The sequence below is a fragment of the Ruegeria sp. BHSB064 genome, assembly GCF_059613205.1.
The window spans coordinates 19,178-45,576 of record NZ_JBXWSB010000030.1 but is presented as its reverse complement, the minus strand read 5'-3'; the positions used below and the strand labels follow the sequence as shown (position 1 = coordinate 45,576).

26 protein-coding genes are annotated in these 26,399 nt (G+C 56.9%); 12 read left to right on the top strand and 14 right to left on the bottom strand.

All coding sequences use genetic code 11. The annotated features are described in order from the left end of the window. The 3 genes from AC2FNU_RS09725 to AC2FNU_RS09715 all read right to left on the bottom strand — a co-directional run. The coding region (locus AC2FNU_RS09725) for a helix-turn-helix domain-containing protein (RefSeq protein ID WP_496787709.1) at window positions 1-1,011 on the bottom strand (1,011 nt) is incomplete at its 3' end. A 57-nt stretch (window positions 1,012-1,068) separates the two neighbouring features. After that, window positions 1,069-1,806, bottom strand: a complete 738-nt coding sequence (locus AC2FNU_RS09720; protein WP_496787707.1) for a hypothetical protein — start codon at window positions 1,804-1,806, stop codon at window positions 1,069-1,071. Further along, on the bottom strand, window positions 1,803-2,405 hold the full coding sequence (locus AC2FNU_RS09715; RefSeq protein ID WP_496787706.1) for an RNA polymerase sigma factor: 603 nt from the start codon (window positions 2,403-2,405) through the stop codon (window positions 1,803-1,805). Before AC2FNU_RS09715 ends, AC2FNU_RS09720 begins: the two co-directional genes overlap by 4 nt. A gap of 18 nt (window positions 2,406-2,423) precedes the next feature. On the opposite strand from AC2FNU_RS09715, the gene AC2FNU_RS09710 reads away from it, so the two are divergent. Together AC2FNU_RS09710 and AC2FNU_RS09705 are read left to right on the top strand one after the other, a co-directional pair. Beyond that, complete coding sequence (locus tag AC2FNU_RS09710) at window positions 2,424-3,362, top strand: c-type cytochrome (protein ID WP_496787705.1); 939 nt, start codon at window positions 2,424-2,426, stop codon at window positions 3,360-3,362. A 288-nt stretch (window positions 3,363-3,650) separates the two neighbouring features. After that, entirely contained in the window at window positions 3,651-5,435 is a 1,785-nt protein-coding gene (locus AC2FNU_RS09705) for an ABC transporter ATP-binding protein (RefSeq protein ID WP_496787704.1), read from the top strand. 55 nt (window positions 5,436-5,490) lie between these two features. On the opposite strand, the gene AC2FNU_RS09700 is transcribed toward AC2FNU_RS09705, so the two are convergent. Further along, window positions 5,491-5,658 (bottom strand): hypothetical protein, encoded by a 168-nt coding sequence (locus AC2FNU_RS09700; protein ID WP_496787702.1) that lies wholly within the window; start codon window positions 5,656-5,658, stop codon window positions 5,491-5,493. A 9-nt stretch (window positions 5,659-5,667) separates the two neighbouring features. Next, complete coding sequence (locus AC2FNU_RS09695; RefSeq protein ID WP_496787698.1) at window positions 5,668-5,934, bottom strand: hypothetical protein; 267 nt, start codon at window positions 5,932-5,934, stop codon at window positions 5,668-5,670. A 3-nt stretch (window positions 5,935-5,937) separates the two neighbouring features. On the opposite strand from AC2FNU_RS09695, the gene AC2FNU_RS09690 reads away from it, so the two are divergent. Beyond that, window positions 5,938-6,441: an FHA domain-containing protein gene (locus AC2FNU_RS09690; RefSeq protein ID WP_496787696.1), complete on the top strand. Its 504-nt coding sequence runs from the start codon at window positions 5,938-5,940 to the stop codon at window positions 6,439-6,441. 131 nt (window positions 6,442-6,572) lie between these two features. Here the strand turns inward: AC2FNU_RS09690 and katG are convergent, their stop codons facing one another. After that, window positions 6,573-8,753, bottom strand: coding sequence for a catalase/peroxidase HPI (katG, locus tag AC2FNU_RS09685; protein ID WP_496787693.1), 2,181 nt, complete (start codon window positions 8,751-8,753; stop codon window positions 6,573-6,575). A gap of 107 nt (window positions 8,754-8,860) precedes the next feature. On the opposite strand from katG, the gene AC2FNU_RS09680 reads away from it, so the two are divergent. Continuing rightward, a complete protein-coding gene (locus AC2FNU_RS09680; RefSeq protein ID WP_496787689.1) occupies window positions 8,861-9,793 on the top strand; it encodes a hydrogen peroxide-inducible genes activator in 933 nt (310 codons plus the stop codon). Window positions 9,794-9,845: 52 nt separating this feature from the next. On the opposite strand, the gene AC2FNU_RS09675 is transcribed toward AC2FNU_RS09680, so the two are convergent. From AC2FNU_RS09675 to AC2FNU_RS09665, 3 genes are read right to left on the bottom strand one after another with little or no spacing between them, the layout of a single operon-like run. Then, window positions 9,846-10,181: a carboxymuconolactone decarboxylase family protein gene (locus AC2FNU_RS09675; protein ID WP_496787684.1), complete on the bottom strand. Its 336-nt coding sequence runs from the start codon at window positions 10,179-10,181 to the stop codon at window positions 9,846-9,848. A gap of 11 nt (window positions 10,182-10,192) precedes the next feature. Further along, entirely contained in the window at window positions 10,193-10,951 is a 759-nt protein-coding gene (locus AC2FNU_RS09670; protein WP_496787681.1) for an amino acid ABC transporter permease, read from the bottom strand. A 9-nt stretch (window positions 10,952-10,960) separates the two neighbouring features. Further along, window positions 10,961-11,701 carry an amino acid ABC transporter ATP-binding protein gene (locus AC2FNU_RS09665; RefSeq protein WP_496787677.1) on the bottom strand — a complete coding sequence of 247 codons (741 nt, stop codon included), beginning with the start codon at window positions 11,699-11,701 and terminating at the stop codon, window positions 10,961-10,963. Between the two features lie 121 nt (window positions 11,702-11,822). Between AC2FNU_RS09665 and AC2FNU_RS09660 the strand changes: the two genes are divergently transcribed. Then, window positions 11,823-12,593, top strand: a complete 771-nt coding sequence (locus AC2FNU_RS09660) for a transporter substrate-binding domain-containing protein (protein ID WP_496787675.1) — start codon at window positions 11,823-11,825, stop codon at window positions 12,591-12,593. Between the two features lie 100 nt (window positions 12,594-12,693). On the opposite strand, the gene AC2FNU_RS09655 is transcribed toward AC2FNU_RS09660, so the two are convergent. Together AC2FNU_RS09655 and AC2FNU_RS09650 are read right to left on the bottom strand one after the other, a co-directional pair. Beyond that, window positions 12,694-13,404, bottom strand: a complete 711-nt coding sequence (locus tag AC2FNU_RS09655; protein WP_496787673.1) for an aspartate/glutamate racemase family protein — start codon at window positions 13,402-13,404, stop codon at window positions 12,694-12,696. Then, window positions 13,401-14,105 carry a GntR family transcriptional regulator gene (locus AC2FNU_RS09650; RefSeq protein WP_496787671.1) on the bottom strand — a complete coding sequence of 235 codons (705 nt, stop codon included), beginning with the start codon at window positions 14,103-14,105 and terminating at the stop codon, window positions 13,401-13,403. The genes AC2FNU_RS09655 and AC2FNU_RS09650 overlap by 4 nt, the downstream gene beginning before the upstream one ends. A 111-nt stretch (window positions 14,106-14,216) precedes the next feature. Between AC2FNU_RS09650 and AC2FNU_RS09645 the strand changes: the two genes are divergently transcribed. Beyond that, on the top strand, window positions 14,217-15,911 hold the full coding sequence (locus tag AC2FNU_RS09645; RefSeq protein ID WP_496787670.1) for a thiamine pyrophosphate-binding protein: 1,695 nt from the start codon (window positions 14,217-14,219) through the stop codon (window positions 15,909-15,911). Here AC2FNU_RS09645 and AC2FNU_RS09640 read toward each other — a convergent pair. Further along, window positions 15,872-16,792 (bottom strand): LysR family transcriptional regulator, encoded by a 921-nt coding sequence (locus AC2FNU_RS09640; RefSeq protein WP_496787668.1) that lies wholly within the window; start codon window positions 16,790-16,792, stop codon window positions 15,872-15,874. The genes AC2FNU_RS09645 and AC2FNU_RS09640 overlap by 40 nt on opposite strands. Before the next feature lie 97 nt (window positions 16,793-16,889). Between AC2FNU_RS09640 and AC2FNU_RS09635 the strand changes: the two genes are divergently transcribed. From AC2FNU_RS09635 to AC2FNU_RS09610, 6 genes are all read left to right on the top strand, one after another. Next, a complete protein-coding gene (locus AC2FNU_RS09635; protein WP_496787664.1) occupies window positions 16,890-18,023 on the top strand; it encodes an enolase C-terminal domain-like protein in 1,134 nt (377 codons plus the stop codon). Beyond that, on the top strand, window positions 18,020-19,270 hold the full coding sequence (locus tag AC2FNU_RS09630) for an NAD(P)/FAD-dependent oxidoreductase (protein WP_496787661.1): 1,251 nt from the start codon (window positions 18,020-18,022) through the stop codon (window positions 19,268-19,270). Before AC2FNU_RS09635 ends, AC2FNU_RS09630 begins: the two co-directional genes overlap by 4 nt. A 52-nt stretch (window positions 19,271-19,322) precedes the next feature. Next, complete coding sequence (locus AC2FNU_RS09625; protein WP_496787657.1) at window positions 19,323-20,300, top strand: TRAP transporter substrate-binding protein; 978 nt, start codon at window positions 19,323-19,325, stop codon at window positions 20,298-20,300. Window positions 20,301-20,369: 69 nt separating this feature from the next. After that, on the top strand, window positions 20,370-20,903 hold the full coding sequence (locus AC2FNU_RS09620) for a TRAP transporter small permease (RefSeq protein ID WP_496787654.1): 534 nt from the start codon (window positions 20,370-20,372) through the stop codon (window positions 20,901-20,903). Window positions 20,904-20,906: 3 nt separating this feature from the next. Then, entirely contained in the window at window positions 20,907-22,220 is a 1,314-nt protein-coding gene (locus AC2FNU_RS09615; protein ID WP_480799351.1) for a TRAP transporter large permease, read from the top strand. Window positions 22,221-22,227: 7 nt separating this feature from the next. Continuing rightward, window positions 22,228-23,169, top strand: a complete 942-nt coding sequence (locus tag AC2FNU_RS09610; RefSeq protein ID WP_496787648.1) for a hypothetical protein — start codon at window positions 22,228-22,230, stop codon at window positions 23,167-23,169. Window positions 23,170-23,358: 189 nt separating this feature from the next. Here the strand turns inward: AC2FNU_RS09610 and AC2FNU_RS09605 are convergent, their stop codons facing one another. Beyond that, on the bottom strand, window positions 23,359-25,029 hold the full coding sequence (locus tag AC2FNU_RS09605) for a thiamine pyrophosphate-binding protein (RefSeq protein WP_496787645.1): 1,671 nt from the start codon (window positions 25,027-25,029) through the stop codon (window positions 23,359-23,361). 2 nt (window positions 25,030-25,031) lie between these two features. Continuing rightward, a complete protein-coding gene (locus AC2FNU_RS09600; protein WP_496787644.1) occupies window positions 25,032-26,399 on the bottom strand; it encodes an amidase in 1,368 nt (455 codons plus the stop codon).

Here is a 26,399-nt window from a genome sequence, read left to right as displayed (position 1 = left end):
GTTAAACAGATCGAAATTGCGCTGAACCGCTGCGCGCGACGCTTCGGTCAGATCTTCGGCCAAAGGAGCTGACACCATAGGCCACGAGGCCAATGCCTCAATCAGGCGCGGTGGGGTGCGCCCGCTCAGATCTTGCGTGACGTCCCGGGCTTTAGCCTCCCAGGCACTGATCCGGTCGAGGTGCAACAACCCCGCAAGGGCCGCCTGCCCGGCCCCTCGGATCCAGGCCCCGAGTTTTTCCGTCGGCTCTCCTGCCCCGCGCAACGCGCCCGGACCGGACAACGCAAGCGGCATAAACACCGCACCACCCCGACCCATGGACGCCGCATGCCGCGCTGCTATCACGGCGGCCTCTGTATCTTGGCCAATGCCCTGGGCAATTGCGCGCCATGCATGAAACGCGATTGCTGATTGCGTGACCGGATGCAAACCTTCAACGCCTTGCATCACTTCTGCCAGATCCACAATTGCATCCGGGGCTGCATCGGACCCTTGTGCCAAACGGTCGAGAAATGCCGTCAATCCGGTTTCCCATCCCCCTTGCGCGGGAGCAGCACCCGAGCTCAGGCGGCGCACGGCCCATCCGGCGCGGAACAATGCTTGCACGTCATCATGGGTCGCTCCGATGCGCAGGCCGGTCCACAAGGCCAATCGGTCAACACTGATGCGATCACCCGTCCACCAGCCCAGATCAGACGTCTCCATCAAGGCCAAACGATGCGTCCACCCTTTTGGACCTGCGCGCAAACGTTCGTCCAAAGCACCGAAGGTCAGAGCAAGATCTGCAAGCTCTGCCGACAATTCAGACTGCGCCGCTCGCCAATCTCGTGGGTCAAACAGCAAACGTTGATCGGATCGTGGGCCGGGAAGGAGATAATCCTCTTCCTCGACCTCATCGGGAGGCAGAAACCAAAGATCTTCTTCCTCAGACGGATCACCATCAAAAATACTGGCCGGGCCGAGATCATCGGCCTCTTCCTCAGGAAGGGGTAAAGGTTTCTTCGATTTCATGCCGGTATTCTTCGGGCATTTGCCACTGTTCACAAGAGGCATTGCAAGAGTTTCTGATCAGCCTGCAAAAGTGCGGGTCAGAACGTCCAGCTCACTCTGTAAATCTGTTTGCGGAGAACTGCCCAACAGCATGTACCCATAGCCGTCTTGAGCCCAAGTGGCCGTCGCCAATCCGCTCAGCACCGCTTGCTTGATCTCTGCGGGAGGGGCGTTGGGTCCCTGACGTATTACGCAGAACGCAAATGGCTGACCCTGTTCATCTGCAAAGACAACCTGGATCAGAGGTTTGCCTTTGAATGACAGAACCTGCGCCCTCTTAAGCTCGAGACCCGGCAAGGACTCAAGTGTTTCACGGTTCAAAGACCGTCCAAGCTCGGCCTCGGCCATTTCAAACTGCTTGTCCAGTGAAGCTTCTGAACTGTCCAGAGATACAATCGTCTCGGGCACATAAAGCGACTGATAGATCGCCGCTTGCTGCGCCCAGCCCAAATCAGCAGGGCGTGTGGCCCAAAACGTCAGGGCAACTGCTGCGACCCCGACACCCGCAGCCACGGCGAAAAGGCGCAATAGCCCACCGCCTGTGTTTTGCTCCACGGGTTCCGGCAATTCAATCTTCGGGATTTCGGCAGGTAATTTCTCAAAAACGTCCTGAATGACAGGTGCGAACGGATCCAGCGTCATTAAACGGCTTTCAAGTTCAGCATCATCCTCAACCGCCGCCTCGATGGCGCGGCTCTGAGCCTCGTCCAGTGTGCCTTCCAGATACGCCAACAGCGTCTCGTCGGAAAACGTCATTTGCCACTCCGTCGCGCGGTGCCAGCCGCATCAAGCTGCATCACGGTTTTCAGTTTCTGCCGGGCATTCGATAGCCGGCTCATAATCGTACCGATGGGAACTTCCAGCAAAGCAGCGGCTTCGCGGTAGCTGTACCCTTCGACGAATACAAGCATAACCGTTTCCCGCTGCGCTTCTGGCAGCAGCATCACTTGTGTAAACACTTCAGTCGCGAAAATATTCGTTTCTGAATCCGGTCCGGTGGCCATAAGGTCAGCTTCTGGCGTCACCGACAAGGCTTGGGCCCGCCGAACCGAGCGCGACCGAAGCTCATTCAACCAGATCGACCGGCAAATCGTCATCAACCAACTGTCCAGGCGGTTGTGCGACGTGACCTGATGGTGGCGCTCCAACGCGCGCAGGCATGTGGCCTGCAAAAGATCGTCCGCCACATCTGATGCCCCTGACAATGCCAGCGCAAACCGCCAGACGCGTTTCGAATGCGTCTGCACCGCATCGCGGACGGCCTGTTCAGAAGTCATTTCGGCACTCATCGAATAAATCGCGACCTGTGTGTGTTTGTCTCTCACGGACCAAGCCCGCAGGGGCAAAAGTGTCATAAACCTTGGAGGATTGAAATGAAACTTCTGTTGAAAGCAGTCACGATTGCGTCGGCGATTGTTGCAGCGCCGGTTCTGGCCGACAATTGGACGCTGGACAGCGACAACTCTCATCTGGCTTACGGAACCATCAAGAAAAACTCTGTCGGAGAGGTTAACAGCTTCACCAAACTCAGCGGCCATGTAACCCAGAATGGCCAGGCAGAAATCGCAATCGACCTGTCATCGGTTGAGACAAACATCGACATTCGAAACGAGCGGATGATCGAATTTGTCTTTCGCAAAGCAAGTACCGCAATCCTGAAAGCAGGTTTTGACATGGCCGAATTGTCCGGGCTGACCGTCGGAGAAACCACGACAGTGGATGCCGCATCTGTCCTGACGCTGGCGGGAACAGAGGTTGCCTTTGACACCGAGATGTTTGTCGCCCGCTTGTCAGAAACAACCGTCTTGGTCGCGACCAATGATATGGTGTTCCTCAACGCTGAGGATGCCGGTGTTAATGCGGGTGTCGACAAACTGATGGAACTGGCCAACCTTCCTGGCATCACCCGAACAGTGCCCATCACGGCGCGGCTGGTCTTTCGCGCAGACGGCGAACAGGCCGCAGCACCTGCCGCGCCAACAACTGCGGTCGTTGCAACCGCAGCATCAGGGGACGCCAAAGCGGGAAAAAAGGTTTTTCGCAAATGCAGCGCTTGTCACAAGCTAGACGAAGGCCGCAATGGTGCCGGTCCGTCCCTGCATGCTATTATTGGTAAATCCGCAGGTCAGGTGGAAGGATTCAAATACTCCAAAGCCCTTCAGAACACCGACATTGTATGGACGCCGGCGACTCTGACCGCGTTTCTGGCCGATCCCAAGGAATTTCTGCCCGGCAACCGGATGCAGTTTCCCGGTTTGAAAAAAGATGAAGATATAGTGAACCTGATGGCATATCTGCAGGAACAGGGCTGAGTCTTACCAAGCGCCAACTTTGTCACAACCGCGCGGCCCCGCCGCGCGCCAATGGCTCTGTTCTCATTATAAATATTTCAACGAGTCCAAGTCGTTCTGTCCCAAAACGGGCAATCGGCGTAAAAAGGCGCATTGGCCTTGTTAGATCCCATTGCAATCCCTATCTACGGCTGCGCACGAAAGACAGTTTCCATGGGCCGCACTGACGCAGCCCGGTATCTGCCCTTTAGGCCCGGGAAAAATTAGGGTATCTGAACGTGCGCACCGTTTCACGATTTGGAGAACGCAATGATAACGCGCGCCTGGAAAAAATGGCGATCGGGCTACATGGGCCGCCTTGTGGGCGAAAGCTTTTACGAGCAAGGCCCACTGTATGGTATTGCGATTTTGGCAATGATCGTTGTGGCCATCACCACCGCCGGATCGGCTTATATGATGGAATACATCGTTGATGCCATGACCAGCCCCGAACTGCGGGGATGGGCGCAGGTCATCGCGCTTGCCGTGGTTCTTCTGTTCCTGACCAAGGCGATTGCCTCGTATATTCAAGCGAACTATCTGGCGCGCGCGGGCAATCGAATCGTCGCACAACAGCAGGAAAAGGTTTACCGAAAACTGCTTCGTCACGGCGTTTCTTTCTTTACTGCCAACGAGTCGTCGGATCTTCTGATGCGCACAACCAATGGTGCTCAATCTGCCCGCAGTTTGATCGATGTGCTTGTTACAGGCTTCGTCCGCGACGCCCTGACTTTGGTCGGGCTGGTTGCGGTCATGGTGTATCAGCAGCCCGTTCTGTCAGTAATGTTCTTTATTGTGGGTCCGGTTGCATTGCTCGGGGTACGGTATCTGCTGAAAAGCGTGCGCAAAATCATGCAGGCCGAGTTCAAATCGCTGGCCGAGATCATTCGCGTCCTTCAGGAAACGTCGGCCGGCATCAAGGTCATCAAGGTCTTTTCACTGGAAGATCGCATGATCGACCGGATGGAGACCGCTATTCGCAAGGTCGAACAACGCTCAAACGACATTGCCAGACTGCAAGCAATCGCCAGTCCGCTGATGGAGTTTCTGGCAGGCCTTGCAGTTGCCGGCGTGCTTATTGTCAGCACGATGGGCATCGCGGGGACTGAACAGCCCACAGCCGGGCAATTGATGTCCTTCATCACCGCTTTGCTGATGGCTTACGAACCCGCGAAACGCCTGTCGCGCATGCGTGTCCAGATCGAAGCCAATATGGTCGGTGTCAGCATGTTGTTTGGCTTGCTGGACCAGGAAGACACGATGACCGAAAGCCCCGACGCCCACGATCTGACCGAGGGGCCGGGTCATATTGCCCTGCGCAATGTGACCTTTGGGTATCAAGGTGCTGTACCTGTGATCGAAGACATGAACGTCTCGTTCGAAGCAGGTAAGACAACGGCACTTGTGGGCCAGTCCGGCGGCGGTAAATCCACATTGTTCGGATTGATCATGCGGTTTTATGATCCCGATGAGGGCGTTGTTGAGATCGACGGGCAAGATCTGAGAGAGGTGAGCTTTGCCTCCTTACGCCGAAAGATCTCGTATGTAGGTCAGGACACCTTCCTGTTTTCCGCATCCATCCTTGATAACCTGCGCTGCTCGGCCCCCGAAGCGACCGAGGAAGAGGTTATGGAAGCGGCCAAAGCAGCCCATGCGCATGATTTCATCATGGAGTTGCCTCAAGGATATGACACTCAGGTCGGCGAAAACGGCACATTCCTGTCAGGTGGTCAAAAACAAAGGATCGCGATCGCGCGGGCCATTCTGCGTAACGCCGAGATCCTGCTTTTGGACGAGGCCACCAGTGCGCTGGATGCTGAATCGGAATCGCTTGTTAAGAAAGCTCTGGATGCCTTGACGCAGAATGTAACCGTCATCGTCATCGCGCACCGACTGTCGACGGTGCTTGAGGCCGACAAGATCATCGTGCTCCAGGACGGTGCAATCGTAGAACAGGGTAATCTGGACGAGTTGATGAAGAAAAGCGGTAGTTTCCGTACCTTGTTTGATCAGCAGTTCAGAAAACACACTCCCGCTCCTGAAGTCGCGGAATAACCGCGGCTTCAACTGCTTATAAAGGGTTCATGTCCCGTGAATTAAGCGCCCGGGACTATGGAAGATCGTCCAACAGCATTGGGTAAAGCAGGTTGCCTGCCTGCGGGCCCGCGCCAAGATAATCAACCCATTGATCGGTGGATTCATTGTACCGGCGATACCGCTCAATCTTGTTATAAAGCCCGTTGACGATGGTCTGTTGTTCGGAAATCGGAAGGCGCACCCCATCATCCTAAGTTATGGCCATGATCTGAGATTTATAAGTTATGTCCGCCAAGTATTCATCCAATGCCACAGCTTCCGCAAGGCTGGGGACCGACTGCCGCAACACCTGATCAGGTCTGCGGCTCATATCCGCAGCCACACCCAGAACCTGCTCAAAGAACTGATCTGGGTTGACCACGTTGCGTTCCGCCTGATCCACGATGATCCGCAGTGCTTCTTCCAGGTTGCTTAGATCTACTTTGGAAATAAGCAACCGGATCGACAAAGGTTTCAAGCCATGCGCCTGAACATGCGGGACAAACAAGGCAAACCCATTTCACCTGTGCGGCGGTCCGCGCGCGCCGTCAAAAAGATCATGTCTCTGGGTCTGACGGGAATGAACCCGAATGCCGCTTCAGGATATGATCGGGCGGCTGACGTGACATGGTACAGCCCGATGGCACCGCGCCCCTTGGCATATTGGCAGCTTGCCGCAATGGATGGCCCGGATCGCGGCAAGGTTATCGAGTTTCGGAAGGTGGCGGGCTTGCAGAAATCCCATCAAATCAAGATTGGGCGCGATCCGAACTGGGCTGACCTGGCACTGACGCGCAGCGAAAAAGCCTCGGGCCAACACTGTGTGTTACGGGTTGAAAAGAAGGGTGATCTGTACATTCGGGACATGAACTCTTCCAACGGCACCTGGACAGGGGGTCGCCAGGTTGGGCCCGAGAAATGGATGCCTTTGGCACCAGACGGGCGGTTCCGAGTTGGAAATATTACGGTCACTGTGCTGCGGTGATGTGAACTAGAACCGCTGCTTCAAAGTCCAAACGTTCCACTTTATTCCGCAGGCTGGAACCACCTTGAACCAGTCGAAGGACCTTTGGCAAAAGACCAGGCGAGGAGATCCTCGCCTGGTTTTTTCATACTTTAGGCGACCAGATCAAACCGGTCGTTGTTCATGACCTTGGTCCAGGCTGCCACGAAGTCGCGTACAAACTTCTCGGCGTTATCATCCTGAGCATAGACCTCGGCATAGCCACGCAGGATCGAGTTCGAGCCAAAGACCAGATCAGCACTGGTGGCCGTAAACTTGACCTCACCAGACGCGCGATCACGCAACTCGTAGGTGCCACCCTCGACCGGATGCCAGCTGAGCGACATATCCGTCAGGTTGACGAAGAAGTCAGTGGTCAGCTGTCCGACACGGTCAGTGAAGACACCGTGCGCCGATCCGCCATGATTGGCGCCCAGAACACGCAGGCCGCCAACCAGAACTGTCATCTCGGATGCCGTCAGGCCCAGCAATTGCGCGCGGTCCAGCATCATCGCCTCGGGCGACACCGCGTATTCTTTAAGCTGCCAGTTGCGGAACCCGTCAGCCAGCGGCTCGAGCACCGAGAAGCTGTCGGCATCTGTCTGATCGTCCGTCGCGTCCCCGCGACCGGCCGAGAATGGTACCGCCACGTCAAAGCCCGCAGCCTTGATCGACTGTTCCAGACCGACATTACCCGCCAGAACGATCACGTCAGCGATCGAAGCTCCGCTTTCGGCGGCAATCGGTTCGAGCACACCCAGAACTTTTGCCAGACGCTCAGGCTCGTTGCCCGCCCAGTCTTTCTGCGGCGCAAGACGGATGCGCGCACCATTTGCGCCACCGCGTTTGTCCGAGCCACGGAAGGTGCGGGCACTGTCCCAGGCGGTGGTGATCATCTCGACGGCAGTCAGGCCGCTATCCGCGATCTTTGCCTTGACCGCATCAACATCATATCCGGTTGAACCTACAGGGATCGGATCCTGCCAGATCAGATCTTCTGCGGGTACGTCCGGGCCGTAGTAATTAACGCGCGGCCCCATGTCGCGGTGGGTCAGCTTGAACCAGGCACGCGCGAAAGTGTCAGCGAAATAGTCCGGATCAGCCATGAATTTCTGACAGATCGCGTTGTAGGCCGGATCAACTTTCATCGCCATATCCGCATCGGTCATCATCGGCATCCGGCGGACAGAAGGGTCCGTTGGGTCGACCGGCTTTTCATCTTCCGGCATGTCGATGGGCTGCCACTGATGCGCGCCAGCGGGTGATTTGCCCAGTTCCCATTCGTAACCGAACAGATAATCGAAATAGCCCATATCGAACTTCAGCGGCTCTTTCGTCCAGGCACCCTCAATGCCTGAAGTGAAAGCGTTGGTTGCCTTGCCGTTCTGATCCGGGTTGTCCCAGCCCAGACCCTGGCCGGAAACCGGGCAGGCTTCGGGCTCGGCACCGATGTTGTCGCCCGCCATTGCGCCGTGCGCCTTACCAACCGTGTGACCACCGCATGTCAGCGCTGCGGTCTCTTCGTCATCCATCGCCATACGGGCAAAGGTTTCACGGATATGAAGCGCGGTTTTCGCCGGGTCCGGGTTGCCGTTCACACCTTCGGGATTCACATAGATCAGGCCCATATGCACAGCGCCCAACGGGTTTTCCAGCGTGCCGGGTGTTTCCAAATCTCCATAGCGGTTCTCGGACGGAGCAAGCCACTCGTTTTCCGAACCCCAGTACACGTCTTTTTCCGGGCCCCAGATGTCTTCGCGCCCAAAGCCAAAGCCAAAGGTTTTCAGACCCATGGTTTCATAGGCGACCGTGCCCGAAAGAACGATCAGGTCGGCCCAGGACAGCGCGTTGCCGTATTTCTTTTTTACAGGCCACAACAGACGGCGGGCTTTATCCAGGCTGGCGTTGTCTGGCCACGAGTTCAGTGGCGCGAAGCGAATGTTGCCCGACCCTGCACCACCGCGACCGTCACCCATGCGGTACGACCCGGCCGAGTGCCAGGCCAAACGGATCATCAGGCCCCCATAATGACCCCAGTCAGCCGGCCACCAGTCCTGACTGTCAGTCAGCAACGCTTCGACATCGGCCCGAACAGCTTTGAAATCCAGCCCTTTGACCGCTTCACGGTGGTTGTAATCCGCATCCATCGGGTTGGTACGGGTGTCGTGCTGGCTCAGAATGTCCAGGTTCAGCGCATCCGGCCACCATTTGGTGACAGAGTTGCCAGTGCCCGTGTTCCCGCCATGCATGACGGGGCAGCCGCCGGATTGATGATTGTGAGGGTTACCATCCATTGTAAATCTCCTGAGTATTTACCTAGGGGTTCAGATAGGTTGACTCGTACCCGACCCAAGCGATAAATGGAAATTTGTAATTTCTATCATTGTGATTAGTTTTTCTAATGAAAGCACTGACACTCAAACACCTGCGTTACTTTGAGGCCCTTGCCACTCATGGTCACTTCGGCAAAGCCGCAGCGGCCAGCGCAATCTCGCAGCCTGCACTATCCATTCAGATCAAAGAGCTGGAGGCCATAATGGGCGGCCCGCTGGTGGAACGCGCCGCGCGTGAAACCCGGCTGACGGCCCTTGGCGAAGACGTTCTGAGCCACGGCCGTGAAATCCTGATGCGGGTCGAAGATTTGGGCAATCTGGTACAATCACCGTCCGGCCCATTGTCAGGGCGATTGCGGATTGGCGTTATCCCGACAGTGGCACCTTATCTGCTGCCCTCGATCATCAAGGCTTTGTCCCGGCGATTCCCACAACTGACAATCGAACCCAAAGAGACCATCACAGAGTCCGTGATCCGGGAAATTCTCGACTCACGGCTGGATGTCGGCGTTGTCGCCCTACCTGTTTCCGAGCCCAGTCTTCGAGAGTTTTCGCTGTTCAACGAAGACTTCTTACTGGTCCGCCCGGCACAGGACGCCAGCCTTCCGATGCCCAGTTCATCGCAGCTGAGAACAATGCGGTTGTTGTTACTGGAGGAAGGCCATTGTTTTCGCGATCAGGCCCTGTCTTTTTGCTCGATCCGCAACATCGAACCACAACAGATTATGGAGGGAAGTTCGCTGTCTACCCTCGTACAGATGGTTGGGGCCGGGATTGGAGTAACGCTGATACCGGAAATGGCGGTGGGCTTAGAGACCCGATCCGCCGACGTTTCAATCGCCCGGTTCCAGGACACACCGCCTGCCCGGACGATTGGCTTGGTCTGGCGCAAAACAAACCCGCTGAGTGAAAACCTTCTCAAGATCGGTGCAATTGTACGCAAGACCGCAGAAGAGAACATTCTGCATGCGGGACAAAACGGTCAAGCGATCGCTGATTGAGTGGGAGGCACAGTTAGCCTGACCTCTCGGCGCTTATTTGGCTGTCTGAACCTCAGTCAGAAAAAACGTCATAAGCTTTAAGGGCCTTTGCACTGTACGCATAGGACGGCCCGCCGCCCATATAGGTCGCCATGGCCAACGCCTCGCACATCTCTTCGCGCGTGGCCCCCAGACGAACAAGCGACTTCACATGAAACCCGATGCAGCTGTCACAACGGGTCGCGACAGCGATGCCTAATGCGATGAATTCCTTGGTCTTCTCGCTCAATGCTCCGTCGGACTTGGCGGCCTTGCCCATGATGCCAAAACCACGCACCGTTTCGGGAACTTCTTTCGAGAACGTGCCGATGTTGGCCTCGGTCTCGGCCATGAAATCTTTCCAGTCCATAAGTAAGCTCCTTATCCGCGCTCATCTGCGCCCATGCGGCGTTCCAGCCAGCGCACTCCGGCACTGATGATCAAAACCAGGATCAGATATTCGAAAATCAGCAGGGTGTATATTTCCAGCGGTCGGTATTCCGTCACCACCAATTCGTTTGCACGGCGGGTCAGTTCCTGCATCCCGATGACGCTGGCAAAAGCACTCATCTTGACGATGTAGATGAACTGGTTGGCAAGCGGCGGCAGAATGCGCCGGATCGCCTGAGGCAGGATCACATAGCGCATGGTCTGCACGTAATTCAGACCGATGGTCTGCGCCGCTTCACGCTGACCGCGCGCAATGGATTGAATGCCTGCCCGATAGATCTCGGCGGTGAAGGCGCTGTCCGAAATTGCAAGTGTGATGATCGCGCCCCAGAAAGGATCAATCGGGACGTTCATTCCCATCGACTGGAACACGATGGGCAATCCGTAAAAGACCCAGAACAGCATAGGCAGCAGTGGAATGGCGCGGATGAATTCCACATAGACCCGATTGACCAAACGCCAGCCGCGTTTCTCGGACAGCCCCGGCAACGCCACCATCAATCCGATGACAATCGACAGAACAGCGGCAATCAGAGAGATCTGGATCGTTGCCCACATTCCCGAGATCAGGAATTTTACATTGGTCCAGCCCGATGCCGTAGTCGGGTCGATCACATACCAGCCCCAGGTCTGGGACGAGGAGCAACCCGCCAGCAAAAGCAAGGGCGCCATAAGAAGAAGTTTTTTCATCGGCCCCTCTCAGTGCTGCAGAATTTGCGACAGGAATTTACGACACCGCTCGGATTGCGGGTTGGTGAAGAAGTGTTCGGGATTGCCTTCTTCAACGATCTCGCCCGCGTCCATGAAGATCATATTGTCGGCCACCTTGCGCGCGAACCCCATCTCGTGCGTTACAACCACCATCGTCATGCCTTCATTCGCCAATTCGACCATGACATCCAGCACTTCCGAGATCATCTCGGGGTCCAGCGCCGAGGTCGGCTCGTCAAACAAAAGCACACGCGGCTCCATACACAGGGATCGCGCAATGGCGACCCGTTGTTGCTGACCGCCTGACAGTTGAATGGGTTTTTTGTCGGCCTGATCAGGAATATGCACACGCTCAAGATAAAGACGCGCTTTTTCCTCGGCCTCTTTTCGACTCAGTCCGCGTGCCTTGATCGGACCTAGTGTCAGGTTTTCCAGCACAGTCAGATGCGGGAACAGATTGAATTGCTGGAAGACCATGCCGACCTCGGACCGGATGGTTGCTGCGGATTTGGCGTCATCCGTCAACTCGACCCCATCCACGCGAATGGTGCCTTTCTGATGCTTTTCCAACTGGTTAATACACCGCACGACGGTAGATTTACCTGAACCCGAGGGCCCGCAAATCACCACCTTTTCACCGCTTTTGACCGTCAGGTTAATGTCTTTGAGAACGTGAAACGTGTCGAACCACTTGTTCACGCCGACAAGTTCGATTGCGGCGTCTTGCATAAGCTGGTCTGTCCCTGTGCTGATCGCGTTGTTTTATTTTCTTGAGGTTATCTTTCTCTTTCGGCTTAAATCAATGATGAAAACGGCAGCAAGGCCGAAACGCCACCAACAGGAGAATTCAATGAACACTTTTTGGAAAACCGCGGCGGCTGCCGCGCTTGGACTGGTATTGTCGGGCGCTGCACATGCGCAATCTGCACTGAATGAAGTGTTGGATTCCGGTGTGCTTAAAGTCGGCACCACAGGCGACTGGAACCCGATGTCGCTGCGCGATCCGGCAACCAACAGCTACAAAGGCTATGACATCGACATTATGAACGAACTGGCTGCCGATCTGGGGGTTGAGGTCGAATATGTACCGACCGACTGGAAAACACTGGTCAATGGCGTGGTGGCTGGCAAGTACCACCTGACCGGTTCGGCCTCTATCTCTCCGCCGCGCATGAAGGTTGCCGGTTTTTCGGACAGCTACATTGCAGTGGAGTTGTTCCCATACACAACTAAGGACAAGGCGGACAAATTCGACGGATACGACTCCATCAACCAGCCGGGTGTGACGGTTGCTACAACGCTGGGCACGACGTTTGAAAAGCGCGTGCGTGAATGGTTCCCGAATGCCGAAATCAAAGTTGTCGAAGCACCGGCGCGCGGTTTTCAGGAGGTGATCGCCGGGCGGGCGGATGTATTCATCACGTCGAACATCGAAGGATCTACCCTTGAGGCGAAGTTCCCGGTCGAACGCGTCAAGAATGCAGGCCCCCGGTCGCCGTCGCCCATCGCGATGATCCTACCGCAGGGTGATCAGGTCTGGATCAACTACGTGAACAACTGGATCGAAGTGAAAAAAGCGCAAGGCTTCTTTGAGGCCAACCGCGAGAAGTGGGGTCTCTGATCCATTTCAGACAGAACCTGTTTTTACGCCCGGTCTTCAGGATCGGGCGTTTTCTATTTTGTCATGACCGAGCATGGTGCTTCGCGCACCAATTTTTAACTCAAAATGTCCGCGGAACCAGACCGGCCTGAAACCACTGAATGAACGAGACGATAGAAAACACGGGCAACCCGGTGGCCTGTTGGATATCGGATGCGTAAGGACACATATTCGTGCACTCCAGAACGATTGCACCTAAGTCAGGATTGTCCGCAACCAAGTTACGCGCCGCCTGTATATTGTCTTCGCGCGCTTTCTGAACATCCAGCCTTAGCTCATTTTCAAGGATCGCACGGGTGAACTCCTGCCCGCCTTCGGTTGTGCCAATCGGGGTATCCAACGGCACTTTGGCCGCCTGCAGATGATCTTTGGTCAGGGTCGAGGCTGAAATAGTTAATACCCCGGTGCGCTTGCCTGCAGGTAGAATGCGATTCACCATTTCCACCTGCATCAATGACGATGTGGCCACCGGAACCGAGACGGCTTCGGCCAGTTCTTTCTGGAACAGGGACAGGAAACCGCAATTGGTGGTTATGCCATCTACACCATCCCGCACCAGATCCTGCGCGGCGTCGATGAAAACGTCCAGCATCCCCTCGGCCCGGTGCCGAACCACGCGATCAGGCGAAGCGTCGCGGACAATGCGGTAGAGAACCGGAAACGGCCATGTCAGCGCATTACCCATATCGCCCGGGATTCTCGGGAAATGGGCATCCAGCATCAGAATACCAACGGATGCACCGTATATGGATTTTCCGCCCTGCGCGATCATCCCTCGACCTCCTCGATTATGCGGGTCGAGATTTCTTCGGACCCTTCCAAGTAAATGCTGCTAATTCCGTGACGCACAGCGTCCTGTACCTGATCCATGCGCTTGGTGATATGAGCACCAAGAACACGCGCGGCCTCTTCCGCATCCCGTTCCATCAACGCTTGCATAACTCGCTTATGTTCGTCTTTTGAACGGTGAACCCGGTCCAAACTCATGGAGATCCAGCGGATGTAGCGTATGCGCTCGTTGATCCGTGTCAGGGTATGCAACAGTTCCATATTGCCCGACAGTTTCGCTATCCCGAGGTGAAAAGCCTCATCCCGGCTGACTGCTTCTTCGACGGTCAGGCCGGTGATGTCGATGCCCGTTGTGTAAAGCTCATCGCGCAGATTCTGCAGGTCTTTGTTCGACGCTTTGGAACACGCCGCACGCGCGGCGGCGGTTTCGATAATCTCGCGCAGTTCGAACAGGTCAAATACGCTTTGCGCATCCAACGGACGGCAGAAAAAACCCTGTCCGGGCCGAAAGTCAAAAAGCCGTTCAGCAACCAGCCTGTTCAACGCCTCGCGCAGCGGAGTGCGGCTGACGCCCAGATCCTTGGATAGGGCAACTTCGTTCAGACGATCCCCGGGGCGCAGACGGAACGAAACCGCCATCGCCTTTACCTGATCATAGATGTCGTCGACCCGTGGACCCGCCATTAACCTGCCCTTCCTCTTGTTTGCCACAGGTGCCATAGGCAGAGCTTGAAATCAATATACAAAACTGTATACAGTTCTGCGTACAGCACGGAATCGAGAGGCTCGTGGATCATGACTGGAACGAATTATCTGACCGGAGCAGAGGCCATGGTGCGTATGCTCGAGGCACATGGCGTGAAGCACATGTTCGGCCTGTGCGGCGATACAACATTGCCGTTCTATGACGCTCTGGCGCGCATGGATCACGGTATTCAGCACATTCTGACGCGGGATGAACGGCACGCAGCCTATATGGCGGATGGTTACGCGCGCGTGACAGGAAAGCCCGGTGTCTGCGAAGGTCCCTCGGGCGGTGGTGCAACTTACATTCTGCCCGGCGTTGTCGAAGCCAACGAAAGCTCGGTTCCGATACTGGCGATCACCTCGGACGTCGCGACAACCAGCCGGGGCAAGTACCCGTTGACCGAGCTGGATCAGCCCGCCCTGTTCAAGCCGTTGGCCAAGTGGAATACCTCTCTGGACGACGCCGCGCGGCTTCCTGCCATGGTGCGGGCGGCTTTTCGGGCAATGACGACAGGCAGACCGGGCGCCACGCATCTGGCCCTGCCCTTCGACACGCAGAAAGCACAGGTGGATGAGGCCGAAATCTGGGCGGATTACAGGCATCGCAGCTATCCTGCCGAACGCGCTGCCCCGGACATGGATGCAATCGAAGCGGCGGCGGATGTTCTGGCACGGGCCAAATCCGCTGTTGCTGTCTGCGGTGGAGGTCCGGTTCTGTCAGGTGCAACCGAAGCCTTGCGACAGGTCGCCGGTCTGTTGGATATGCCCGTTGCCACAACCGTATCCGGACAGGGATCCATCGCCGAAACCGACCCTCTGGCTTTGGGCGTTGTCGGGTCTAACGGAGGTGTGCCCGCGACACGTGCTGTCGTGGATCAGGCGGATGTCGTCCTGTTCATTGGCTGCCGCGCCGGTTCGGTCACGACCGAACGGTGGAGAAGCCCAGGGCGCGATGCCACAATCATCCACATCGACAGCGATCCCATGGTGATTGGCGCAAACTACCAAACCGAAGTGGCGATCTGCGCGGATGCCCGACTGGCGCTCGAGGCTCTGGCCCGCGCACTAGAAGATCGGCAGGATCTAAACGCACAAGGCGGGGCGGATAAAGCCCGCGCCGCGTGGGATGCCAAGCTGGCCGCTTTCGCACCGCTGGCGGCAAGTCGTGAAATGCCGATCCGGCCCGAAGCGGTCATGGCGGCGTTGACGGATATTCTGGATGATGACGCAATCGTTGTGGCGGATCCCGGCACCCCCTGCCCTTACTTCAGTGCGCATTACCGTTGGCGGACGTCGGGGCGGCAGTTCATCACCAACCGGGCGCATGGCGCTCTGGGCTATTCATTAGGTGCAGCGATGGGGGCACATGTCGGGCGTCCGTCGGTCAAGACCCTGGCCGTCATGGGTGATGGCTCGTTTGGGTTCACGTGTGGTGAGTTCGAAACGATGGTACGTCACAAAATGCCTATCACATCGATTGTCTTCTCAAATGCGGTCTTCGGCTGGATCAAGGCGGGACAGGATGCAGGCTTTGGTCAACGATTCTACAATGTTGACTTCAACCGCACGGACCACGCCGCAGTGGCGTCAGCCTTTGGTGTGAAATCATGGACGGTCAAAGACCCCGAAGACCTGCCAAAAATCCTGAAACAGGCCATCGCACATGACGGTCCCACACTGGTCGACATCCATTCCCAACAACTTCACGAAGCTGCTGCGCCAGTATCCGAATGGGTTGCGTAAGAGGCGATTGACGGGATCAGCTGATCCAGAAACTCCTGAGCGATCCTGGATAGGGGGCGACCTTTGGCGGTGATGATTGCAAGCTCCAGCATGACCGCTGGTTTGAATGGGCGGGTCTGATACCCGCTCTCTTCATCGAATGTAACAGTGAAGGGGTCGATCATGGCGACCCCCATGCCTTGCTTCACAAAGCTCAGCAGATTTTCGGACAAATGTGTGTGAATCTGCGTGCGCCATGTGCGCCCGGCACGTTGAAAAATATCGCGGGTTTTACGATGCGTCTGGTGTTCCGGCCCCATGACAATAAAAGGCTCGTTTTCCAGAATTTCTGGCGTCAGAACGTCATACGCCACCAACGGGCTGTCAACCGGGAAAGTTGCCAGCGTTTCGAACTGAAACACCTGATAGTTCAGCGTGTCATGCAGAATGGGCATCTCAACAATGCCGATCTCGAACAGGCCAGACGTCACCCATTCCTGAATCTTCGAAGAGTATTGCGACTGAAAGCTGACGGACAAGTTCGGGCGGCTTTCGGCAAAACGCGCGATCTCACGCGGCATGAAACCAAATGACAACAGGTGTGGCGCGGCAACCTGTAACTGACCGGGATGCTTGTTTTGCAAATCCGTTACCGCCTGCGCAACATGGTCCAACCCACGCACAACAGTGTCGACTTCGCGGTACAACAGCTCGGCTTCAGGCGTGGGCAACAGACGCCCCTTGTTGCGTTCGAACAAAGGTAATCGCGCCTCGCGCTCCAATTGCGCCAAAAGGTTGCTGATGCCGGGTTGCGAGATGCCAAGAACCGATGCCGCGCCGGTCACGGTTCCGGTTTCCATGATCGCGTGAAAGGCTTGAAGCTGACGAAAGCGCAAAGACATCGGTATAGTATCATTTTTTCTGATGAACTGTCGAAGATATAGTATTTGAAATGATATGCCGGTCAAGGCAGGCTTCTGCACATCTATAGGGGGCCGAATGAGCGATCTGTCACAAAAAATCACAGGCTATGACCTATGGCACCTCAAGCTGCCAGTGACCTCGCGGCGGGATCACGGCATTGGGTCCGTCGAAGGCGTTTGCGAAATTGTTATCCTGCGGCTGACATCCGAGGACGGCTCGCAAGGGTTTGGCGAAGCATCGCCCTGGTCAGTATTCACCGGCACGCCAGAGGCAACCTTTGCTGCGCTCGATCGGTATCTGCGTCCGCTTGTTTTGGGTGCAAAAGTCAGCGGCAGATCCGCGATCATGGCGCGCGCTGCTTATGCCGTCGCGCATTGCACCGAGGCCAAAGCGGCACTTGAAACCGCGCTGCTGGATCTTGCAGGCCGGATCAGCAACGTTCCGGTCTGGTCCTTGTTGGGCGGGAAATGTCGGGATGCGATACCTCTCAGTTGTTCCATCGCCAACCCGGACTTCGCCCAAGACATCGACCTGTTGGCACGGTTGCACGACGATGGTGTCCGGATTGTCAAACTCAAGACCGGATTCAAGGATCACGCCTTTGACATCATGCGGCTGGAATACCTGGCCCAGAACTGCCCCGAGTTTTCGGTGCGCGTGGATTATAACCAAGGGCTAAGTATCGAGGATGCCCCGGCACAGGTGCGCGACGTCGCCCGCTTCGATCCCGACTTTATCGAACAGCCCGTGCGCGCCCATCACTTCGACATGATGGCCAAGTTGCGCCGAATGACAGATGTGCCGTTGCTGGCAGACGAGAGTGTGTTTGGCCCTGAGGACATGGAGCGCGCAGCGCGCGAAGGGATCTGCGACGGTGTTTCCGTCAAGATTATGAAATCCGGCAGCCTGACACGCGGTCAGACCGTCGCGCGTATTGCGGCTGCACACGGCCTGACAGCCTATGGTGGAGACATGTTCGAGGCTGGTCTGGCCCATTTGGCAGGCACACACATGATTGCCGCGACCCCGGAAATCACTCTGGGCTGTGAATTCTATCAGGCGTCGTATTTCCTGAAAGAGGACATATTGGAAGAACCTTTCCAGATCAGGAACGGGCAAGTCTGCGTGACCGACGGCCCCGGGCTTGGCGGCAAACCCGACTTGGGCAAGCTGGACCACTACGCAGTGTCAAAGGTGGTGGCAAAGTGAACGAGAAGAAGACCATAGCCATCATCGGGGCCGGAATTGTCGGAGTGTCCGCGGCTGTCTGGTTGCAGCGCGACGGTCACGACGTGATTTTGATCGACAAGGCCGGACCGGGCGAAGGAACCTCGCATGGCAATGGCGGCGTTCTGGCGTCATGCTCTATCGTGCCTGTGACGGTTCCGGGGCTGCTCGGCAAAGCGCCAAAGATGCTGTTAAGCCCCTCTCAGCCGCTGTTCCTGAAATGGGGGTACTTACCGAAGTTATTGCCATGGCTCAGGCAGTATTTGAGCCACGCAAACGCCGCAGACGTGGAACGGATCGCTGCAGCCTTGACGCCCATCGTGGGCGACAGTCTGAACGACCACAAGGCGCTGGCAGCCGGCACTGGCGCAGAGAAATGGATCGTCCCCAGCGATTATCTGTTCCTTTATGAAAACCGCGCTCACTTCGAAGGTGATGCCTTTGGTTGGGGCATTCGGCGCAAACATGGCTTTGCGTGGGAAGAACTGGAAGGCAATGCATTCCACGATTACGATCCCGTATTCAGCCAGGAGATTGGGTTTGCGGCCAAGCTGTCAGATCATGGCCACATCACCGATCCGGGCCGATATGTCAAAGACCTAGCTGCACATGTTGAGGCCAACGGAGGTCGGATCATCCGAGCCAATGTCGAAGACGTCACGCGTGAAGGCGGAACCGTGAGCGGTGTTCGCGCAGGTGGCGAAACCATTGCGTGCGACACAGCCATCGTGACGGCAGGCGTCTGGTCGGGACCATTGGCCAAGCGCTTGGGTATTTCGGTCCCGCTGGAAAGCGAACGCGGGTATCATCTTGAATTGGTGGAACCTTCTGCCATGCCGCGCAGCCCTGTCATGGTCGCATCGGGTAAGTTTGTTGCCACACCCATGGAAGGGCGCATACGCTTGGCAGGTATTGTAGAGTTCGGAGGGTTGGATGCCCCGCCCTCGCGCGCGCCGTTTGAATTAATGCGAAAAAATGCCCGGGCGGCTTTTCCGGGCATAACATGGAAGGAGGAAGTGGAATGGATGGGGCACAGGCCCGCCCCGGCTGACTCGATCCCGATCATCGGCGACGTGCCCGGTATCAAGGGTGCCTATATGGGCTTTGGGCACCATCACATTGGCCTGACAGGCGGGCCAAAAACCGGACGCCTTTTGGCGCAGATGATCGCGGGCAGAACTCCAAACGCGGATGTGAGCGTCTACGCGCCGTCACGCTACGCAACATAAGAACAAGCCGATGAAAAACATCGGTGCTTCAATACTCAATAGGGAGAAAACGATGAAAAAACTGACAAATCTTCTGGCAGCAACTGCATTGACCGCAGCTGCGGCGGCACCAGCCATGGCCGAAAAATGGGACATGCCGATGGCTTATTCGGCGTCGAACTTCCACTCGGCCACAGGCGCGGAGTTCGCCAAATGCGTGACCACCGGCACAGGTGGTGAGATCGAAATCGTCACACACCCTTCCGGTTCGCTGTTCAAGGGTGCCGATATCAAACGCGCGATCCAGACCGGTCAGGCCCCGATTGGTGAACGTCTTCTATCCGGTCACCAGAACGAAAACGCGCTGTTTGGCTTTGACTCAATCCCCTTCCTCGCAACCTCGTTCGACGACAGCGCCAAGCTTTGGGACGCCGCCAAGCCATCTATCGAAAAAGTACTGGCCGAGCAGAACCTGACGCTGCTTTATGCTGTACCGTGGCCGCCTCAGGGCCTGTACTTCAAGAACGAGGTCAACTCGGTCGCTGACATGAAGGGCATCAAGTTTCGCTCATACAACAATGCGACCTCGCGGTTGGCCGAACTGACCGGGATGCTGCCGGTGACGATCGAAGCGGCGGAAATCAGTCAGGCCTTTGCAACGGGTGTGGCGGATTCGATGGTGTCGTCTGGATCGACCGGTTATGACCGCAAAGTCTGGGAAAGCCTGAACTATTTCTACGAAGTCGATGCCTGGTTGCCGCGCAACTACGTGATGGTCAATTCTGATGTCTGGTCTGGTGTGTCTGATGCCAACAAGAACGTCATCAAGGGCTGTGCAGAGCTGGCAGAATACGCAGGCAACTGGCGCGCCAAGGAATACACCGGGTTCACACTGCAGGGTTTGCGGGATGGCGGCATGACTGTTGGTCCGGCCTCTGAACAGATGACCAACGAGCTGAAAGAGATCGGCGTGACCATGACCAATGAATGGCTGGAAGCTGCCGGTGACGAAGGCAAAGCCATCGTCGACGCATTCAACGCGTCTCAGTAACCTTTCGATTTGGGCGGCGGTTCATCCGGCCGCCCTTTTCGCATCCAATCAAAACACAGCGGGGACAGCATGGCGGTTTTGCGAGGGCTTCGGTCCGTACTCGACTTCATCTATCTGGCGGCAGGGGTTTTGGCGGCACTCAGCCTGATCGCCATCCTGTTGCTGATCGTCGTGCAGATGCTGGCCCGCTGGACCGGTGAAGTGTTTCCCGGAGCACCCGACTATGCGGGTTACGCGATGGCCGCTGCATCCTTTCTGGCTTTTGCCAATGCGCTGAACCGGGGCAGCCATATCCGGGTTTCAATCCTACTGAACGCCGTACCGGATGGGGTCAGGCGTATTCTGGAGGTCTGGTGCTTCGCCATCGGCACTGCTGTCATGTGGTATTTTTGCTGGTACGCATACCGCTTTGTCTATTGGAGCTGGAAGTTCAACGACATCAGCCAAGGCCAGGACCGAACCGCCCTTTGGATCCCGCAATCCGCGATGCTGTTTGGCGCAGTCATTCTGGCCATTGCTCTGACTGATCATTTGATCCACGTGCTTTTCAAGGGCAAACACCGCATCGTCCGCGATCTGGCCGATCAAAGCCACGGAGAGTAAATCATGGAAAACCTCTCTGTCATCATCCTCTTCCTCTTTGTCCTTTTCACTTTGCTGGGCACCGGCGTATGGGTCGGGTTGGCCCTGATGGGCGTTGCCTGGGTCGGAATGGAGCTGTTCACCACCCGCCCCGTCGGGGACGTGATGATCACCACCATCTGGTCGGCGTCGTCGTCCTGGACCCTGACCGCCCTGCCCATGTTCATCTGGATGGGTGAAATCCTGTACCGAACGCGATTATCCGAAGACATGTTCAAGGGCCTGTCCCCTTGGATGGCCCCTTTGCCGGGTGGACTGGTACACACCAACATTGTCGGATGTACGGTTTTTGCGGCTGTCTCGGGCTCGTCAGCGGCCACGCTGACAACGGTTGGCAAAATGTCGATCCCCGAACTGCGCAAGCGCAACTATCCCGAACGCATGATCATCGGAACATTGACCGGGGCGGCAACACTCGGGCTGATGATACCGCCCTCGCTGACCCTGATCGTCTACGGTGTGACGATCAATGAATCCATCACCAAGCTTTTCTTTGCAGGGATCCTTCCCGGCCTGGTACTGGCGGCGATGTTCATGGGCTACGTGGCGATCTATTCCAAACTCGGCAAAGACTGGAGCCCCAATACCGAAGCCAAACTGAGTTTCTCAGAAAAGATCAAGAACTCTCGTTTCCTGCTGCCTGTAATCCTTTTGATCATGGTGGTGATCGGGTCGATGTATCTGGGATATGCCACCGCGACAGAGGCCGCTGCTTTCGGGGTCATCGGCGGGCTGCTGTTGGCGGCGGGTCAGGGATCTTTGAATTGGAAAACCTTTACCGAAAGTCTGATGGGGGCCACACGCACCAGCGCGATGATCGCCCTTATCCTGGCGGGCGCGGCGTTCCTGTCGCTGTCGATGGGCTTTACCGGCCTGCCACGCGGTTTGGCTGATCTGATTGCGGGTTGGGAGCTGACACGGTTCGAACTGCTTATGGTGCTGCTGGTCTTCTACATCATTCTGGGCTGTTTTCTGGACGGTATTTCTTCGGTCGTGCTGACAATGGCGGTGGTCGAGCCCATGATCCGTGACGCCGGGATCGACCTGATCTGGTTCGGTATCTTCATTGTGGTCGTCGTCGAGATGGCACAGATCACGCCCCCGATCGGGTTCAACCTGTTCGTGATGCAGGGCATGACCAACCACGAGATGAGCTATATCGCGCGGGCGGCCATTCCAATGTTCCTGATCATGGTTCTGATGGTCTTTATCCTGATCTGGTTCCCTGACCTCGCGACCTGGTTGCCTGAAAACCTGCGACAAAGCCCGGGCGGATAAAGCGGTTTTGAACCCGCTTCATCTGGCCGCGCGCCATGGCCCTTATGTTCTGATCGGCGGGTTGGCAGCAGGTCTTCTGTTGCCATCTCTGGCTGACCCAATGCGAGACCTGCTGGCCCCTTTGGTCGTTCTGCTGCTTTTCGTGACAGTGCTGAGGATGGACCCCAAAGCCATCGTTGGGTCATTGAGTGAGCTGCCTAAAGTCGCCCTTACAGTTGTCGCGTTTCAGCTGGTGACGCCGATAATCCTCATAACAGTTGGATACGCTTGTGGGTGGATCGGAGCGCCGGTGCTGCTGTGCCTGCTGATCATGACGGCGGCCCCGTCCATTTCAGGCAGCCCGAATATGTGCATGATGATGGGTCACGCACCGGAACACGCGATGCGACTGATGGTTGTCGGCACGGCTTTGTTGCCTTTGACCGCACTGCCCATTTTTCTGCTCATGCCCGAGCTTGGTGATATTCAGGCGGTTTTAGGGGCAGGCTTGCGTCTGTTACTGACAATTTTAGGCGCAACCGGTGCCGCCATGTTTGTAAGAAGAACGGTTCTGCGCGCGCCTTCGCAATCCACGCTGCTGAACCTTGAAGGATTGGGAACGCTTACACTGGCTGTATTTGTCATTGGCCTGATGCCGTCGGTCAGCGCAACAGCGTTGGAGGATCCGGCTTTGGCTGCATTCTGGATCGCCTTTGCCTGTCTGGCCAACTTTGGCGCACAGATTGTCATGTTTTATTTGGCTCAAAGCAGGCTTCCCCCGGCAAGGGCAACGGCAGTTTCGTTGATCGCCGGAAACCGAAACATCGCGATCTTTTTTGTAGCCCTGCCGCCCGAAGTGACCGCACCAATTATGGCCTTCATCGGTGCCTATCAGATTCCCATGTACCTCACGCCCATGATCATGCGGCGCTTTTACGGTCGTGGAACCCCTGATGGCAATTCGATGTAAAAGTTGACCAAACGCGAAAAAGCTTGAAATCGGCCCTGCGAACACCCTGATCTGACGCAAAAAAGAACGATATTGTAGAAGGTCAACACGGACACGCCCGTCGCTTTCGGCGCATTGCCAGAACCTGCGTCAACCTTCCTCGCCGGGGTGTCAGCCAAGACTGATCTGAATAGATCGACCTAGTTGAGCTCAGTCTTTTTGCGGTGCTTTGAACAGGTCTTTGCGCAAGGTCATCAACGCGCCCGGGTCGATTTTAGCCTGGATAACCGTTGTTTCATTTGACGCGATGGCCTGTTGCAATGCCGGGCCGATGCCACCGGGCCCATCCACCCATATACCTGTCCCACCGCACAACTCAGCAAATTGGTCGAAGCGGGGCGATTGGATTTCGGCTCCCAGCAAACGGCCTCCGTAAAACTCTTGCTGGTACGCCTTTTCCGCTCCCCAAGCCTCGTTATCCAAAACAACGATGGTGATTGGCAGATTGTGCTGAATGGCGGTCTGAATCTCAATCATCGTATAGCCGACGGCCCCATCACCCATCAAAGCCACGACGGGGCGATCCGGCGCAGCGGCCTTGGCTCCGATTGCGGCGGCAAGACCAAAGCCGACAAGGCCAAAATCCAAAGGAGTGATCAGGGACATCGGTGCATAATGGGACAGCCGGTCAGCGGCTTGCAGGCAAGTGTTGCCCGTGTCCAGCGTTACGATGGCGTCTTCGGGCAAGGTCGCGCGGATTTCAGCAAGGGCACGGCGCGGGTGCATGGGCAGGCTGTCCAGCTCTGCCTCAGCCGCGCGCTCGGCTGCGAGGTCGGACATGCCAGACCGAAACGCTTCGCGCCAGGAATCGCAATCCGGGCGCTTTGCAGCATCAATCAAAGCTTCGGCAGTCAGACGAGCGTCGCCCTGTGCTGCGATCTCGGCAGGGAAATAACGGCCAACCGCTGCGCCTTCGATATCGACATGGGCAATCCGGGTATCTGCCCCGACATAGTCGTTGGAATGAAAGGTCGAGTTGAACCCCAGCCGGGCTCCGAGAACCACCATGACATCCGCCTCGCGCGTCAGCCTGCTGGCGAGGACATTGCCACGTGGACCGGCCTGCCCTGCAAACCACGGGTGCCCGTGGGGCATGACGTCGGCATGGCCGGTTGATGCGACGACCGGAACCTCAAGCTTTTCGGCCAATTCCGTCAAAGCGACGCGCCCGTCTCCCCATTTGAAGCCCCCACCGGCAAAGATCACCGGCCTTTCAGCCCCGGATAGCAGCTTGGCAATGGCGGCAACGTCAGACGGTGCGGCCGGTCCGGCGCGCGCGATGTTCACCGGGGTCGGCTCAAAAGCCGGAATGTCAGCCGCAAACAAGTCACGCGGGACGTGCAGCACCACTGGCCCGCGCCGGCCAGTGTTGGCCAACCGGATGGCGTCTTCCAGCATCGGTGCCAGCCGCGCCGGATCTGTCACCATGACCGAACGTTTGGAAATGGGGGCAAACAGTGCCACCTGGTCGATTTCCTGAAACGTATCCTTGTATTGGTCGGAACGGGTGATCGCTCCGGCAATAACCACAAGCGGAGAATAAGCCAGCTGCGCCTCGGCCACCGCCGTCACGATGTTGACCACGCCGGGCCCTGCCTGTGCCCCCAGAACCACACCGGGTTTGCCCGTCATTCGCGCCCAGGCATCAGCCATGTGGCCCGCAGCACGTTCGTCCCGCGCTCCGACATAGGCGATCTGACCGCCTTTATACATGGCATCGTAAAGTTCCAGCATCGAGCCGCCCAGCAGGCCGAAAACGGTATCGATGCCGTTGGCTTTCAGAACGCGATAGACGGCTTCTCCGCCGTTGATGGTGGTCATGTTCAGTCTCCGGAAATTTGGCGTTCAATCTGGCGGGCAAAGCGCAGCAAACGCGCGTCCGACCCTTTCGGGCCGGTGATGTGAAGACCCACGGGCATACCGTCCGAGGACTGCCCCATGGGGATGGAAATCGATGGAAGCTCCATTGCCGGTGTCAGAGTCACTGTACGCCAGTCTTCGGTGATTTCCCCGTCTCGCAAGTCAGCGCTGAACGGTAGTCCAGTGGCGGTGGGCCAAAGGGCAAAATCGTAGTGGGCGAAGAATGTAGCAACAGAGTCCCAGACATGACGGCGTGTCGTCTGATAGGCGATCAGTTCGGCAAGGCTTTGCCCTTCGCCCTGTGCGCAGGCCGTGCGGTAGCTTTCCGTGGCCAGCGTCATGTCGGGATTGAGCGCTGCGCGAATTTGCAGGGCACATTGGCCCCGAATGATGTCGCCATATGCAAGCAGCGGGGCAAGGTCCGGGGCCGTATCTTCATCGACATGCCAGCCCAATACGCGGCAAATATCAGCGATTGGCGCCAAGGCCGCCTGAACCGATGGGTCAACACTTGCCCCGAAGGGCGAAAGGCTCAACGCCGCGCGTCCGGCAGTCAACGGGGTATCAATCTCGGCCGGGTCGGGGTAAACGCCGGTGAATCCCAAGGGCTGATTGGGCGTCGGTCCTTGCATCACACTCAGCATCAAAGCGAGGTCCGAAACCGTACGCGCCATCGGGCATGGCACGGACAAACCGTCGAACGGGGCCGGGTTTGGATCCATGGGCACCAAACCCGATGTTGGCCGCATACCGACAACACCGCACCATGCAGCAGGTGTGCGGGCGCTGCCGCCAAGATCCGAGCCATCAGCAAGGGCAACCATGTTGGCCGCCAACGCGGCTGCGGCGCCCCCAGAACTGCCCGCAACCGTCTTTTCGGGGTTCACTGGATTGCGCGTCGTGCCCGATACAAAGTTCGTGGTCTGGCCAGAAAATGTGAACTCGGGCGTGTTTGTCTTTCCAACGATCACGGCACCTGCCGCCCTCAGACGCGCAACGTGGAGCGCGTCACTGGACGGGACATGATCAGAAAAGCTTTTTGATCCGTGTGTGGTGCGCAGACCGGCGGTATCAAAGCAATCTTTGACCGCAATTGGCAGCCCGTGCAGTGGTCCCGCGAACTGCCCGCGTGTCGCCATCCTGTCCAGCTCATCAGCACGGACGCTGGCAGCGTCCCAATCCAGCGTGACAAAGGCGTTTACACCGGCTGTATCGCCTTCGATACGGGCGCGGTAGGCTGCCAAAACCTCTGAACTGCTCAGGGTTCGTTTACGCAGGTCTCCCGCAAGTTCGATGGCCGATTTCTGAGTGATATCTATCGGTTGCAGCAA